This window comes from Variovorax sp. YR566, from assembly GCF_051992195.1.
In the GTDB taxonomy this organism is placed as follows: domain Bacteria; phylum Pseudomonadota; class Gammaproteobacteria; order Burkholderiales; family Burkholderiaceae_C; genus Variovorax.
Map to the genome: position 1 here is coordinate 5,818,192 of NZ_CP197092.1, position 14,646 is coordinate 5,832,837.

At 59.5% G+C, this 14,646-nt stretch carries 11 protein-coding genes; all 11 read right to left on the minus strand.

Annotated elements, in window-relative coordinates; genetic code table 11:
* Positions 1-116: 116 nt before the first annotated feature.
* The 11 genes from ACTG4X_RS27115 to dpdJ all read right to left on the minus strand — a co-directional run bounded on the left by ACTG4X_RS27115 (position 117) and on the right by dpdJ (position 14,645).
* Positions 117-560 carry a hypothetical protein gene (locus tag ACTG4X_RS27115; protein WP_440532385.1) on the minus strand — a complete coding sequence of 148 codons (444 nt, stop codon included), beginning with the start codon at positions 558-560 and terminating at the stop codon, positions 117-119.
* A 35-nt stretch (positions 561-595) separates the two neighbouring features.
* Positions 596-1,000: a 6-pyruvoyl trahydropterin synthase family protein gene (locus tag ACTG4X_RS27120; RefSeq protein ID WP_440532386.1), complete on the minus strand. Its 405-nt coding sequence runs from the start codon at positions 998-1,000 to the stop codon at positions 596-598.
* Positions 997-1,629: a 7-carboxy-7-deazaguanine synthase gene (gene queE, locus ACTG4X_RS27125; RefSeq protein ID WP_440532387.1), complete on the minus strand. Its 633-nt coding sequence runs from the start codon at positions 1,627-1,629 to the stop codon at positions 997-999. Before queE ends, ACTG4X_RS27120 begins: the two co-directional genes overlap by 4 nt.
* Complete coding sequence (gene queC, locus ACTG4X_RS27130; protein WP_440532388.1) at positions 1,626-2,333, minus strand: 7-cyano-7-deazaguanine synthase QueC; 708 nt, start codon at positions 2,331-2,333, stop codon at positions 1,626-1,628. Before queC ends, queE begins: the two co-directional genes overlap by 4 nt.
* A 5-nt stretch (positions 2,334-2,338) precedes the next feature.
* Positions 2,339-3,415, minus strand: coding sequence for a DGQHR domain-containing protein DpdB (gene dbpB, locus ACTG4X_RS27135; RefSeq protein ID WP_440532389.1), 1,077 nt, complete (start codon positions 3,413-3,415; stop codon positions 2,339-2,341).
* A complete protein-coding gene (dpdA, locus tag ACTG4X_RS27140; protein ID WP_440532390.1) occupies positions 3,412-4,707 on the minus strand; it encodes a tRNA-guanine transglycosylase DpdA in 1,296 nt (431 codons plus the stop codon). The genes dbpB (ACTG4X_RS27135) and dpdA overlap by 4 nt, the downstream gene beginning before the upstream one ends.
* Positions 4,704-5,846 (minus strand): DGQHR domain-containing protein DpdB, encoded by a 1,143-nt coding sequence (dbpB, locus tag ACTG4X_RS27145; protein WP_440532391.1) that lies wholly within the window; start codon positions 5,844-5,846, stop codon positions 4,704-4,706. Before dbpB (ACTG4X_RS27145) ends, dpdA begins: the two co-directional genes overlap by 4 nt.
* Entirely contained in the window at positions 5,843-6,703 is an 861-nt protein-coding gene (locus tag ACTG4X_RS27150; protein ID WP_440532392.1) for a hypothetical protein, read from the minus strand. Before ACTG4X_RS27150 ends, dbpB (ACTG4X_RS27145) begins: the two co-directional genes overlap by 4 nt.
* Positions 6,704-7,100: 397 nt before the next feature.
* Positions 7,101-9,362, minus strand: a complete 2,262-nt coding sequence (gene dpdD / locus ACTG4X_RS27155; RefSeq protein WP_440532393.1) for a protein DpdD — start codon at positions 9,360-9,362, stop codon at positions 7,101-7,103.
* Positions 9,349-9,873 (minus strand): phospholipase D-like domain-containing protein DpdK, encoded by a 525-nt coding sequence (gene dpdK / locus ACTG4X_RS27160; protein WP_440532394.1) that lies wholly within the window; start codon positions 9,871-9,873, stop codon positions 9,349-9,351. The genes dpdD and dpdK overlap by 14 nt, the downstream gene beginning before the upstream one ends.
* Positions 9,873-14,645, minus strand: a complete 4,773-nt coding sequence (gene dpdJ, locus ACTG4X_RS27165) for a protein DpdJ (protein WP_440532395.1) — start codon at positions 14,643-14,645, stop codon at positions 9,873-9,875. Before dpdJ ends, dpdK begins: the two co-directional genes overlap by 1 nt.
* Position 14,646: the final 1 nt, after the last annotated feature.

A 14,646-nucleotide genomic window follows, 5' to 3' on the forward strand; every position in this document is an offset into this window, starting at 1 on the left:
TATACGCACTCATCATAGATGCCGATCGCTACTTGCACGAGGGAAGCCATGCACATCACGCCGTCGGGGCTTTCGTTGTCAATCGAAGAAGACCTGATGCCAACAGATACTCAAGGCTAGGTATGGAGCGGATAAATATCTAGCTTCGATTCCAGGTCGCCTTCCAGTTCCTGAACCAGGAAATCGACAACATGGCCTTTGCCCGGGCTTATTCCGACACACAACGTGTTGACGCTGGCGACAACAGACCGCAGTTGGGCGGCACCTGGAATGGTGAGCACTTGGTGGGCTGTTGCGTCGAGGCACCGATACAAACGCTCCTGAGACACCTTGCAGTTGTCAACCACGTGCTGCTTCGCATTGTTGCGCAGTATTGCCGCACGAGCGCGCAGGCCATATTCCTCGATCAGCATCCCGTAAAGATCCGTCGAGGCGGCAGCAAACAAGGTCCGAGTTGCACTCGAGTTGAGTCTCTGATGCAAGGCATCGGCGATGGCAAAGAAACTATCCGCAGTGGCGAGCACATTTTCTGCAGAAGACAAAGCGTTCGATGGAGTCATGGAATAGTTGCCAAACTAGAACAAGGGTTGCGTTGCTAGTGAGATTTCGGGGGGTTCCAGCGCAGAACACATTTGTCTCCGCTGGCGCGGCGCTCGATTGCGACAGCACTAAGCATAGGCACCGCCGGTTGAAGTTGCCGGCGAATGAAATCGCAAAGATTTTCCAAGGTTGCCGGCCCAAGGTCAGCAATCTCGTCAAGGAAACGATGGTCAAGCATTTCCCGCACTCGTGCAATCTCTCGGCGCAACGATCCCAGATCAGTCAACATGCCTGTCGTGGAGTCTGGGATTCCGCTAAGCGTTACTTCGGCCTCGTACGTGTGACCATGGATACGAAGGCTTCCCGCAGCATCGATATTTCGATGCAGCGTGTGCGCCGCTTCAAAGTAGAACCTTTGCGAAAGCTCGCAAGTCACATCAGTCGTGTCGATGGTTGTCATCTGATGTTCAAGATTTTGTGAGTCTGCACAGATAGGCGCCACTGCGGGTGTGCTTGACAATAGTCGATGGCATCACGGGTGTTCTGCCGCTGCAACGGCCCGTCCATAGGCTGAAGTAGATGATGCTGGAAATCGTGCTCGCTCAAACTGTCGGGGTGCATTCCGAGTTGCGGATACACGAGCTTGAGCTCGTCGCCGCTGCGCTGCACCCAATCAGCACCGGCCTTGGGGCTGACACATATCCAATCAATGCCTACTGGAGCAGCGATCGTCCCATTCGTTTCTACCGCGATCTCAAACTGATGCGAATGAAGCGCATCGATTAAAGAAGCGTCTACCTGCAGAAGGGGCTCCCCCCCTGTCAGAACCACATAGCGGTGAGCGTGCCCCCCGGGCCACTGGGCCGCAACTAGTGCCGCGAGGACGTCAGCGTTCGGATACTTTCCACCGAGCGTTCCGTCGGTGCCAACAAAGTCGGTGTCACAAAACTGGCAGATCGCACTCGAGCGCTGCTTTTCTTGACCCGTCCAAAGATTGCACCCGGCGAATCGACAGAATACCGCCGGCCGCCCCGCTCGCAGCCCCTCGCCCTGAAGCGTATAGAAAATCTCCTTAACGCTATAGGTCATGCCACGACGACCTCTTCCGAAAACGACTTATAGCCTTGGCTGCGCAAGTCGCAGGCTGGACACGCGCCACAGCCAAAACCCCATTCGTGTGGAACTGAGCGATCGCCCATATAGCACGTATGAGTATCCTGCCGGATCAACTCAACCAACTTGTCGCCGCCCAATGCTTGTGCCATCTGCCACGTTGCGGCCTTATCTATCCACATCAGCGGCGTCTCAACCACCATCGGTGAATCTAGACCCAGACTCATTGCAACCTGAAGTGCTTTCAGGGTGTTGTCGCGGCAATCGGGATACCCGGAGTAGTCCGTTTCGCACATTCCACCAACCAGCACTTCCAGCCCTCGCCGATAAGCCACAGCCGAGGCAAAGGTGAAGAACAGGATGTTTCGGCCAGGCACGAAAGTGTTTGGCAATCCGCTCTTGTGAAATTCGATTGCCTTGTCTTGTGTCAACGCCGTGTCGCTGATCTGTCCGAGTACCGAAAGATCGAGCATGTGGTCCTCGCCCAGCTTGGCCGACCACTCAGGAAAGTCCGTCTGCAATCGTTGCCGGATAGTCTTCCGGCATTCGAGTTCCACGGAGTGGCGCTGACCGTAGGCGAAGCCGATGGTCTCGACATGCGCATAACGCTCCAATGCCCAAGCAAGACAAGTGGTGGAGTCCTGACCACCCGAAAAAAGGACCAACGCTTTGGAGTTCATGGTGGTTAGCCGTTTGCAACGCGGCGTGGTTTGCGAAGAACGCGCTTGGTCAAGCGCACAAGGTGATTCGCCAGCACATCAATATCGGCGGGCGTGTTTTGAATGCCGTTCCAGGGGCAGATGTCATCACTACTGAATTCCCACTGACCGCTGGTCCAAGCGGTAAACGGCTTGATTAGTCGTAGACCGTCTGCGAAGTGCTCACGCGTTCTCGCACCTTCTTGCGCATAGAGAATTTCCATGACAAAACCCATGGCAACAATGCCGGCGCCATGCTTCAAGCGCGACGTTCGGGGACTCATGCCAGTCCACTCAGATCCGAAGACTGCCCTGATCGCTTCAAAGAACTCGTTGACGATGTTGTAGGCCCTGTTTTCGTAGTCATCCAATTTGATGAAGTCACGAATGGCACCATCAGATGCGGAATTCATGATGAACCGCTGCATAGCCGTATCGCTGATCACGCCCTGGGGATTCGTGTGCTGACGAATTTCGCCGAAGAGTGACGACCCGCGCGTGAAATTCAGTCGATCCACTACACGTGCCGAAAACTTGCGTGCAGTGAAGCGCTCCGGCAGACCTTCCACGTTAGGAAGAAGTTCGTAGATAAGCGTCTTGGGGAGTGGTCGCGTGTTATTGATCAGGACGAACTGCTGGCGCAATTCGTTGTAGTCCTTGCAGACGAGCACAGACACAAATACCTGAAAACCTGGCTTATCGATTCCCGATAGCGCGGTCAAACGCTGCTGGCCGTCCACCACGAAGCCAGGCTTTGTCTTCGTCGCATCGATCTCGATATCGACGACTCCGTGGCCACGGTTGGTCGCTCGGATGCCGTCGATGAAAGCGATGATCACGGCGTTAGGGAGCAACGCGTCATCACGCTTGAAATAGTCGCGGATCTCCTTGATATGCGAGGCAATCTGATGACGCTGAAACCCTTTCAACTGACCATCGTCCTGGCGACCGACGCGCTCGATCTCCGAGAATGCGAGGACTTGTTGCGGAGTCGCTGCGAACGAAAACACGTCATGACCGGCAGCTTGCTTGGCTCTGATGGCCGTAAATTTGAACTTGGTCACTGCGCGTTCTCCATCGTTGTTTGTACATGTTTGTGATAGACGCCCAGGTTGTGGAATCCACGGCGCTTGTTGCGATTGCTGGAGCGGAAGATGATGACTTCGACACCCACTGCGCTGCACACATCGCATTTGCAGCGCTTCCAAGGTGCATCCTGGAGCGTGCGGCCCACCATGTCTTTCATCTTCGCGAGTTCCTTCTCCTGCCTGGCAATGTCTTCAGACTCGCCTTCCACCAGGAAGCGGTGGTAGTCCATTACAGCGATCAACGTACGGGTAGCGGACTCCTCTCCCCGGTCGAAGCTTCTCAACGCGATCAGCGCCTTTTGCTCGCGCCGCTGCAGATCTTCTGCGCTGAAGATGCCGCGCTTGATGCCTTGAACGAGGCGCGAGTTCTCGATCGCTTGCGGGATCCGGATTGCGGTGTAGTAGTCCAAGCCCCCACTGGGCGAGTCGATGTAGTAGTTCGCTTTAGCGTCCTTGAAGGCTCGAATCAGTGGCGAAGTTGAATCGAAACTCGTGATACCGTACCCGGTGAACTCGTGGATCTTGTCTGCCTTGGCAAAACCAAGCAGGTGGATCTTCGTTTCGGGTTTGATCGCCTTTCGCAACGCCTGCAACACGACATGGATCACCTCTACCTTGAGCGGCACCAGGCCGCCAATCGCGAGGTACTTGTACCCCATGCTCTCCAGGTGGACGGCGGCCTGCGCCATGCTCTCAGGGGACCAACCCTGAACCGCCCCCATGGGCTCAAAAGGAGCGCCCGTCTCTCTCACGAGATCCATGAAGGCCTGCGCGTTGGACAGCGTGATCTTGTAGCGCGCGAGCGTGGCGGGCGCCACTTCGTCGGATTTCGGATTTGCCAGATCGCAGTCAAAAATGATGTGGTCTGGCGAGACGCCATGCGTGAAGCCTGCCTCGGTATAAAACTCGACAACCTCTTCTGGCGAGTAGGCCGGCTTGTCGTGATCCACATAAGCGAAGGCCCCGCAATCGCCCATCAGCATGGAGTCCTTGAAGGCAGGGCCGTCATAGCGCAGAAACTTGCGCGCGCCATCGCGCAGCATGCGCTGCTCTTCCTTGGTGGAGTACCTCACCTTGGAGGAGGAAACACCCTCGGCCTGCCGAATGGCGCTCATGGACACCAGCAGGCCGTCATATGGCGCAGGCGTCATCAACTCATGGGCATAGACATCACCCCAATAGCGCTCGCGCGTCGGCGAGTTGCGATCGTTGATGAAGTCGTACGCCGGGTCGACGTAGTCTTGGGTGTCGGAATACAGAAACTTCATGAAGCGGAGCTGGTTGTGTAGGCACGCACGAGCGCGTCCTGGAGTTTTTTTATATCGCGAGGCGTGCTTTGAATTTCGTTCCACGCCACGCCAAGCGTCTCCCAATTCCCTTCGGTCCAGCGGCAGGACGATGCCACTCGTTCAAGTTCCTTCTTGACGGCTTCGTAGCTACCCTGGGTTCCGGAGAAGCGCCCGTAGATGCGATCCATCAGGACACCCATGGCCTCGATGCCGGCGGAATGCATCAGCCGACTCTGCCGAGGATCTAGCCCCCAGGCGTCGGGGAAGACAGCTCTAACAGCGTTCCAGAAATTGATAAGCAAGCGATACATAGACTGCAAGTCAGGTCCATCGCGCACGCTCGCCTTGAAAGGCGCCAAGGCGCCCAACGGGTTGCTCATGCTATTGCGAATCATCGTGATGACCGCGGTGTCGGTGATGATCGCTTCCGAGTTGGCTCTGTCTGAGGGGCGCTTGATCAGCTTGAAGAACGGGGAGTTGACATCCCGATTCAGGAGATTGCAGATCTCAGATGGCACCCTTCGCGCGCTCAGGTCCTTTGGTAGTTGGATGCCGTTTGTCTCTGGCAGCAGTTCATTGATGAGGCGAGTCGGAAGGGGCTTCGCCTTATTGACGAGGATGAACTGCTGGCGTTGCAACTCCAAGCTGTCCGAAACAAATGCGACGACCGGCACCGCGATGCCTTTGTCGGCGATCTGCGCCAGTGCCAACGAACGCTGCTGGCCATCGACGATCCAAGCGACGCGTTCGCCAGCCTCATTGACGGGAATGGTCAGGGTCCCAGCTTGCGCCAGGCCCTCATCACCGGTCGGACGGGTTCCCCTGGAAGCTGTAAAGCGAATCTGGGGTGACATCGCCAGAATAATGGCGTTCGGAAACAGCACATGACCCTGGTTCAGATAGTCGATGATGCCTTTGACGTGAGTTCGAATCTCTGGCCGCTGGAATCCTTTCAGAGCATCCGATTCGTCACGATCAACCCTGGAAATATCTGCGACCTTGACGATGTCAGCGCCCTTGATGAAGAACGCATACACATCGAGGCCCTGTCCCTGCGTCGTGTGCAGTGCACGGACAACAATTTCTTTCTTTTCGCGGCTCTCACGGACGGCTTTCATAGGATTTCCGCTTTGACCTGACGCCATAGGCCTCTGAAGCGCGATTGTTCGCACGCGACCAGCGCCGTGTCGCGAAGATAGCGGTGTAGACGAGTGGAACTTCCCTTGTGTGCCTCCCACTCCGACCGAATCAATTCGATGATCTCCTTGTCGGTCTTGCGCACGCGCTGCGGGACGACGGGCTGCGTGAGCTGGGCCATCGCACGCTCAACGGCGGTGTTCGCACTTTCAACGCCAAGCAAATGACCGTCCAACTCTTCAAAGAAATGTCGCATTGCGCGTTGCGGAAAATCAGATCGGGTCCCTGCATAACGCTTGTGCCCCTCAAGTCGCTCGTCATAGCGCATGACACAACGCTGGAGACGCGAGGCCAGCATGCCAGCCCCACTTCGAGAAGTGAAGATGCAAATCCTGTCGAGAGCGCTTGCGTCGAGTCCTTCCAGATCGTGCTCCAGCATGCAGATGTAGGCGGAAGGGAGTGCAACCAGAAACTTGGTGCGCGCGGCCTCATTGATGTGGCGACTCAATGGCAGCGGCGTGCCTTTAAGCGCATTCAACTCTCGCCACCAGTCAGCGGGGCCATGCCCCGCCTTTGCGAGTGCGGGTGCGATTGAGTCAGCACCCCGCACAACAGTCACGTCATAGTTCGGGGCATCAGCATCCCTCGCCGCAAGACCTAGTCCGGCCGACACCACGTGTAACGAACCGGCCAACCCTGACGCAACGGCCCTGCTTTCAGACATCGCTCGACCAAGATACAGATCACCGACCTTCATCACTGGGAGCGCTTTTGCGATGACCTCAAGCCAGCGGGCCGCGATCTCCCTTGGGTCACCCCGCAGTTCAGATGGCTTCAAGCGTGCGACTTCACCGACTGCGCGCTTACGCGATGTGCAGTTCGTGATGATCCCGAAACTTTCAATCATTAGGAGTGCATACCGCAAGAACCATGGCGACAGTTATTGTAGTTCGCAGAACGCCTAAAATGCAGTTATTTCCAGCATCCAAAATCTTTTGCCACAGTTGTTTTTTATAACCGGCGTTCGCCTGTAGAAAAACTGCACGCCTGTGATGTCTGGAAGTAGCACTTATTGGCCGACCGCTAGGCTTCAGTCCAGCGCGGGGCATGAAGGAGTTTGCGCGATAGGGACCCCACCGCAAGCCAACGTACCTGAGGCCACGCTTGATCGCCCTGCATGTTTGAACGCCACTAGCGGGCACCCCATGCGCCATCCTGTCGCGTTTGTTGCCCGACTACGACCCGATCTTGACTTCTCTCACCACACGCTCCACGATGCGCGTCGTGCCGGTCCCATCGACTTGCAGGAACTTGGCCGCATGGCGCAAGGCCGCCTTAATGCAGAAGAAGGCTTGGTGCGTTGCCACCGCTGAGACGAAGACGATCCAGTCTGCACTTCCACTTGCCGATTTCAGCCGAGGGGTACATACCTCGTCTCCATTGCCCTCCACCGTGGCCTGGGGGTACATGTCACGCAGTATTTGGAGGGCCCGCTGAACCGCTGCGGCATCCAGGCTGTAGACCAGGATGCGTGCGTGCAATGCTGTTTGTTTTTTCTCCGTCAGTTGCGCGCTGGGTTGCTGCAAGACGGGTAAAGTCAGACCAGCCTCATCGGAGATCAACTTCAGCATCGCCCGCTGAGTCGGTCGCAATCGGGTCGCAAACTCCACGCATACTTGTTGTGTCACGCTGAACCAGCGTGCACGCGCTTCGCTGTCCCGACAAGGTGCAAGCGCAAGCGAATCGGCGACTTCCAGCGCCCAACCCGCGCCACCCGGCGAGCGCACCACTTTGAGAACCTCCAACAAATGATCGACGAGGCCGCGGTACTGCGTAGGATTGGGCCCGGCCTTGGCGATGTGCACCGCGACCTGGCGCAGCAACTCCAAGTCACTCTCCCCAAAGCGGTCGCGCGCCCGCAGGGTTTCGATCAGCGCGAGGTAGACGGGAAGGTAGCGCGATTCGGGTGGGCAGCGCTCGATAACCCATTCGAACCAGATCGGATAGAGCGTCTCAAAGTCATCGGCCCGCTCAATTACCAGTTCCTCGATCTGTTGCGCCATGGTGGAGGCGAAACCGTTTTCTTTGAGGGCCTCGCGTGCATCCTTCTGCACGATCTCGCGCCAGCGCTGGACGGTGTCCGGAGTCAGGGCGGTTTCAACGAGGGGCGCAACCCGTGCGGCCCAGGTGGGCACTACGGGTTCTGGGTCAGCGATACGCTGCACTTCCTCTAGCAGTCGTGCCTGGGCCTGTCCGACTTCGCCACCGAAAGGCGAACCCAGCAGGCGTTGCACGATGGCGCGAGCGCGAACTGGGTCCGCCATTTCTTTGGCGCACCGCAGGAGCGCGATCAATACTTCCGAACTGTCGGGTAGTTCCGCCAACAACGGATAGGCCTGCTCATAGCGTGCGAGCAGCATTTCTTGCTGTGCCGATTCGAACCCGCTTCGAACCTGCAAGGCATTGACCCGGTCACGAATGTCTGCGCTGGCGTCGCCAAAGGCTTGATCGCCCAGGGCCTCGAGCCACTGCTTGCACATTGCAGCCGACGGTCGGGGTTGCAGCAATTCGTGGAGAAGGCGGAGCTTGAAGACGGCCGGACGAAGTGATGCCCCACCTTGCCCCATCATTGGCGCGATCAGCGCCCTGACGTCGTGCTCATAGGATTTGAGGAGATGGTGGGCGTTGCTCGCCTGCTCGTCGGCCCGGAGATGCAGTTCGTAGAGCGCTTCCTGGATGTCGCCGTAGGTCTCCGGCGGCAGGTGCAAGTGGATCAGGTGAGGCAGAAGCTTGTGATAAGCGATGTCCGTCCAGCGAGCGAACGCTGCTGCGAGGCGGATCTCGAGGAAGGCGCGGTTCTCGGCGCTCAGACCGTGTTGCTCACGGAACGCCGCCATGATGGACAGTGCATCACTTTCGTTTCGGGCGATCAATGCACGGTCGTAGTCGGCGCGAAGTTGCGCCAGAGTGCGCGGACGCTCGACAGCTCGTTCTGGACGGACTTCAATCAAGCGCCAGTACATCTGCCATTGGCTGGCGACGTTGCCCTCGCGAGAGATATGGGAAGCCCTGAAGCATAGGTAGTGCAGGCCTGCGGCCTGTAACAGGGGCCCGGCAAAGGCCTGTGCCGCATCAACGTCGTCGCCATGAGCGGCGAAGTCGGCGTAGCTGGGTCCCAGGAAGGCCTCGAGTTCAGCGCGCAATGCGCGAATCGCCAGGGCGTCTTCGGCGCAGGCAAACCAGATAACCGGGCTCTCGGGTGCCGACCGGAAGGGCAGCAGGAATCCACGGCCCCAATGACCTTGTACAAAGTAGCGCAAGGCTGGCAGCAACGTGGGAGGGACCTGGCGCGCTTGCATAGCACCCGGCGCGCCCGGCGGCGCGCTGCGGGATGGCGCCTCAACGATGTTCGGTGCACTGAAGAAGGCTCGGAATACGCCCTTGGCGACTTCGGCCCGTTGAGCAATGGCATCTTGCAGCGCTTCAGTGCTGGCCATGGCTGTCCAATTCGGTGTGAGCGATGGCTACCTTGCGAGCGTCGAATGAAATCGAGACCATCTCATCGTTCAAGGCAATGCCGTTTTCGGTGAAGTTCATGGATCCGCCGACCACGACACGCTCGGTCAGCAGGCTCTTGGTGTGCAGGGTCGAGCTTTCTGACCAGAGGCAGCGGTCCTTCACACCGGCATCACCGAGGGCACCAAACAGTTTGGGCTTGAATAGTTGGTTGTGTGGATCCTTGCGCACGCGTAAATCCACGACGGTGTTGTTGCAGGCAATGGCAACGAGCACGTCGACCAGGCGAATCTCACGCCGATCCCAGGCCGGGTTCAATCCGTCAAATTGGCCCATCCGGTTGTCAAAGACCACTATGTTGCTGATCCACGGCGCCACCAGCACGAGGCGTGGACTTGGTAGCAGAAGTTCCTGGGCAAAGCACATGCCGAGCGCCTCGCGCACGGCGTTCGGTGCGGTGGTGGCCGACTTGAAGATCTGGCGCTCTGACATCAGGCCGACTCCGGAATTTCAAAGGTCCATTCAATGTGGCCATCCACGCGCTTCACGGCCGCCAGTCGCGCATAAACGTTCAGATAGGCATATTGCACTGGCATGGTGATGGCCTCCTGCACCACAGCCGGAAGGTAGGCTGCGGCTTCATGGGCCGGCACCGACACCGTGGCGCGCGAACCCTGCACCAACCGCTCGTGCAATTGGGTTTGCCAATCTGACTGACGCGGGTCGATCGGCGTTTGGCGCGTGGTCAGCCACTGACTTAGCAGCAGTCGCTCACTGGCGGCGGTCGCGTCACAGTAGCGGTTGGACAGTGGAAGTGCGACCGCGCGCAAGGCGTGACCACGCGCCCATAGCAAGCCCAGCAAGACCGAAAAGCGCCAGGACCGACGGTCGCCGTTGGGTAGTTCAAATTTCGCTGCGGCCAGGGCCTGATCTAGGCTGGCATCGTCGCTGAACAGGGCGCAGACCAGTCGCACGTCTACTTCAATACCGTGGCATCCCTCTAGGTCGTCCCAGGCCGACAGGACACGCGCCAGCAAGACATCCAACTCACGCGGGTACTCCTGTCGCAGAAGTCGCAAACTGAGTGCCACAGCATAGCCGTGGTAGACGGCCTGTCCCCGTTGTACAAGCAGCACGCGCAGTTCGGCAAAGCGATCGCGGGTCTCGCTCGAACTCTGTGCGTGCCGGACGGCGGTAAATGCGTTTGTCAGATCCTGATGCGCACTTTCCTGGGCAAGCGCATGCAAGGTCTCCCGCAACTGCCGCTCGGTGACCTCGAATTCGGATTCGTTCAGCGCAGCCTCAACATGGCGGAACAGGGCCTCTGGTTGAGTGGCCATCAGATCGACGACTTGCTCGATCAGCCCGTTCCCGCCAGGGTTCACCTCCGACACCCAGATCTGGGTCTGCAGGAGCGGCGAGCCGTCAGGATGCGGTCCAGGCTCGATGTCGACAACGAGGCTATCTCCATCGATCTGAGGACAGGCCTGCTGGATGCCTTCGAGGAGCGCAGCGCCAAGTGTTGTGCGCAGAGTAAGAGACAACCACTCGTTCCACTCGGGTCCGATCGGGTCCACCAGCACCTGCGCGGCCGTGCGCAATGCAGCGAGAACGTCAGGGTTGTGCAATTCCGCTTCGAGCGATTGGCGCAGTCGGTCCGACTTGTCCTCGGGCAAATCTTCGTCTTCGTCATCCAGTGCCTGGAACACGGTGCGCAGGACCACATCGAGGACATCCTGGTGTTGGCCCTGTGCCAGTTCATCCAACGCCGTGCGGAGTGGACGTTGGATGCGAGCGAGCCAGAGCGCGGTGGTCTGGTAGACCTGACCTAGCCAGTCGCGCAGGAAGGGATTGGCCACCACAGCGGTCAACTCCGGCCCGTTCTTGCACTCCCAGGTGTACCGTGCGGTGCGCGCGGCGCGCAATCGGCGGCCATCGCTCCAGTCGATCGCAGCACTGAGGTCCTCTGGCAAATTGAGCGCAAAGACCAAGGCGTCGGTGTCGATCTCGAATCCGATTGCACAGGGCGCCTCACCGTCCATGAAGTGCCAATGCACTGTCACAGGATGGCGTGACTTGCCTTGCTCCACGCGCAGGTCCGCACGCGAACCTGTCGCGTAGCGGCGGACCAGGGCGGCGGACTGTCCTGCATGCGTGCAGGCCCAGATGGTGGCCAGGAGTTGGCAAATGCCCACCGCATGTGGGGCTTGCAACACCAGGCCCTTGCGCGGCATGTGGAGGTTGGACACCCAGGTCAATCGCCCGTTGGAGGTCTTGCCGACCTGCCAGCGCGCCCCCGGGGCACCGCCCCCGCCCCCCTCAGAAAGTTGCAACCGAGCCACGATGGGCGTGTAGGCCTTGTAGCCCCCCGAGGGCGCATCCGCATGATGCAGTGGGGCCGCCATGTGCGATCCAAGTTCGTACCAATCACTCACCTGCGCGCCTTGGTGAACGACCTCCTGACCCAAGGCAACCAGCGCTTGCAACTCGTCGTTTGAGACGCCAAGCCACAATGGATCGTCGAAGCGCAACGACACTCGCCCAGGCGCAAACTCAGCCAGCCCTTGCTGAACGGGCATGTAGTGCACGCCGCTGTGCTTGCGGCCCTGCGGCACCTCAACACCAAGCTCTGGCAGGCTCAAATCACTGAAGAGCGCCGCTGGAACGTAGTCCGGAAGTGGGTTCCGGCCTTGATAGTCCTGGCCAGGCATTTCGTGCCAACGCCAGTTGCTCGCCAGTCTACGCACGGCCGTTGGGATGGCGCCGAGCATGACCGGGCGCGGGTGACTCCATTGAAGGAGTTCCACTTCTTCGCGCGGCAGGCCCAACAAGGCACCTAGGCGTACAGACCACGCCTGCGCGGCGTCGTTGTCGCGCAGCAATTGGGCCAGTTCGGCCAACAGTCTGCTGCGCTGCGTCCGACTTTGCAGCCAATTCCAGCCGTCCCAGTTTTGGGGAGTGATTTTGATCGCGCGGTTGCGCAAGGACTTCCAATCCGCCTCGGTGCGTGGCGGCCCTTCTTTGGCCAGGGCCCTGAACTGCGCCAACTGCTCTACCGACCAGCCATAGTCCTGCTCGCTGCGCGCGGGACCACCGAGAGCCCGCCAGACGGAGAGTTCGGACGGGTCGTTCTGCGTGCGTTCGCCCAGGTCGTCCAACAGGGCGTAGACGGCTTGCATGCGCTGCACGTAGCGATTGCTCATAGGCAATTGCCGGGCAGGCAAGGTGGGGTTGAAAAGTTGGTCGTAGGACTGATAGGTCTGCCTGTCGCGGCCGTAGTCCGACAGAACCACCATGGTCCAGGGGCGCATGTGGCGTGTGCGCCCTGCGCGGCCCTTGCGTTGGAGGAACTGCGCGACGTCACGCGGCGCCTTGTGCTGCAACACCAAACCCACGTCTGGATCGTCGAAGCCCACTTCCAGCGCGGCCGTTGCCACGATCACCTGCGCCTCCAGATTCACGCCGCTGTCGTAAGAAGTTGTCCGGGCCACGTCTTGCCCTTTGGCGAGATCGTGACCGATGGCCTCCACGGCGCGCCAATCCTGGCCTGCCAGGTAACGCCGTGCAGGTGGTTCCTGGGATTTGCGAAGGTCGGCCAGAACCGGACTGATGCTGCCTCGGGTGGGCTTCCTGGCACCGTTAAGGTACGCGCCTTCCGCGTCCTTGAAGTCTCGGTAGAGCCGGTTCGCCGCATCCAGTTGGTCTGTGAAGGCAAAACTGCGCCACCCGCAAAATGGCTGCGCGCGCCGATCAAAACTGTCCCGCGGTTGTAGAAGGCGGGAACCCAGCATCAGCGACTGAATCGACGCCGAGAGCAATGCGGTCTGGGAGACGGGGTCGCCACGCAGCGCCAGCATGTACTCGGCCCCCTCCTCCTCCATCTCCTCAGGCTTGGGGCTAATCTCCTCGACCACGCTGGGATCCAGGCCGGTGAGCGCCGCAAAAAATGCCTGACCATCGGCAATGGTGGCGGAGAGGCCCACGAAACTCGATCGCCGGCCACTCAGGTGCCGCCAGCGCCGCAGCAGATAGCCCACTTGCGCTCCGTAGGTGCCCGCGTACAAGTGCACTTCATCCAGCAGCACCAGATCGGGCGCCCGGCGCGCCTTCGGGCCGAGACCAAAGAGATGCCGTACGCTGCCATCGCTGAGGTTCTGATTCAGCATTTCCACGGAGGTGAACAGCAGATCTGGTGGCCGCGCCTTCATTGCGTTTCGAGTGAACGCGAATTGGCGATCATCGACGGTGTTGCCGCAGTCGCGGCATACAAGTCGCTCCACCTTCTGGTCCAGGTCGGCACGCCGCAACAACATCTCTCCGGTGCAATTCGGGCATCGGAAGAAGGGGCACACGCGCGCTTGATAGTCGCCCGGCCAACTGTGCTTGCCACCGAATGCCGAATTCGCCGAATGAGGTACGCCGCCAAACAACACACCCACGCGCAACGGACTCGCTCCAAACTGACCCAGCCACTCGTCATAAAGCCGGCACTGGCCGTAGACCTCGCGCAACTGGTCCTTCAGCAGTTCGTTGCGTGGGTAGAGGGCGAGTACGCGCACGCCGGTGGCCGCCGGGTTTGCTTTGCGTTGGCTGGCCAACCACCCGAGAGCTGGGAGGTAGAAGGCCAGGGTCTTGCCGCTGCCGGTGCCTGCAGAGACCAGTGTTCCACGCTGATGGCCCGTCTCCAGACCATGCAGGACCCGGGTGGTCGATGTCACCTGGAAATTCGAGAGGCGGACCTTGGCGGAGGCCTTCTTGAGCCAATGCTGCAGTGGCGCCAACAACGCGGCGTCGGAGAGCCGTGTCTCGATGGCCGCCATAGCCTGTTCGCCGGTCTGATTGCGCTTGGGATAGTGACGTGGGCGCCAGAGGAAGCGGTAGTCCGCGATCAGGGTGGCTGCGGCATTCCAGCCGTTGGGGCCAGCGTGCTTGGGGAACATCTGGCGCAGTCGGGCCATCAGGCGCACGCCCTCCGCCATGCGTGTGCGCCAACGCGGAGGTTCCTCACCCGTCCCCGGCAACTCGAACAGCATCTGAAGTTCTTTTAGCAACCGTCTCAGATCACTGATGGTCCCCAGAGAACAGTCCGGATGCGCCCACAGGTCACCCAAAGCCTCGTTGTTGCGAACGCCTCGCAGCAGGTCTGCGAGTTCGTCATCGCTCAGCGCACTGTCGACCAGACCCCAGACCAGGCTGCGTGCCTCGGCCTGCTCTAGTGCGTCCAGCGCCTTTTCTGCCAAGGTGAGATCTGGCGACAGACTCATG

Excerpts from the sequence above, each read along its gene's own strand:
- ACTG4X_RS27115 (WP_440532385.1), bottom strand. The coding sequence starts at position 560 with ATGACTCCATCGAACGCTTTGTCTTCTGCAGAAAATGTGCTCGCCACT.
- ACTG4X_RS27120 (WP_440532386.1), bottom strand. The coding sequence starts at position 1,000 with ATGACAACCATCGACACGACTGATGTGACTTGCGAGCTTTCGCAAAGG.
- queE (WP_440532387.1), bottom strand. The coding sequence starts at position 1,629 with ATGACCTATAGCGTTAAGGAGATTTTCTATACGCTTCAGGGCGAGGGG.
- queC (WP_440532388.1), bottom strand. The coding sequence starts at position 2,333 with ATGAACTCCAAAGCGTTGGTCCTTTTTTCGGGTGGTCAGGACTCCACC.
- dpdA (WP_440532390.1), bottom strand. The coding sequence starts at position 4,707 with ATGAAGTTTCTGTATTCCGACACCCAAGACTACGTCGACCCGGCGTAC.
- dbpB (WP_440532391.1), bottom strand. The coding sequence starts at position 5,846 with ATGAAAGCCGTCCGTGAGAGCCGCGAAAAGAAAGAAATTGTTGTCCGT.
- dpdD (WP_440532393.1), bottom strand. The coding sequence starts at position 9,362 with ATGGCCAGCACTGAAGCGCTGCAAGATGCCATTGCTCAACGGGCCGAA.
- dpdK (WP_440532394.1), bottom strand. The coding sequence starts at position 9,873 with ATGTCAGAGCGCCAGATCTTCAAGTCGGCCACCACCGCACCGAACGCC.
- dpdJ (WP_440532395.1), bottom strand. The coding sequence starts at position 14,645 with ATGAGTCTGTCGCCAGATCTCACCTTGGCAGAAAAGGCGCTGGACGCA.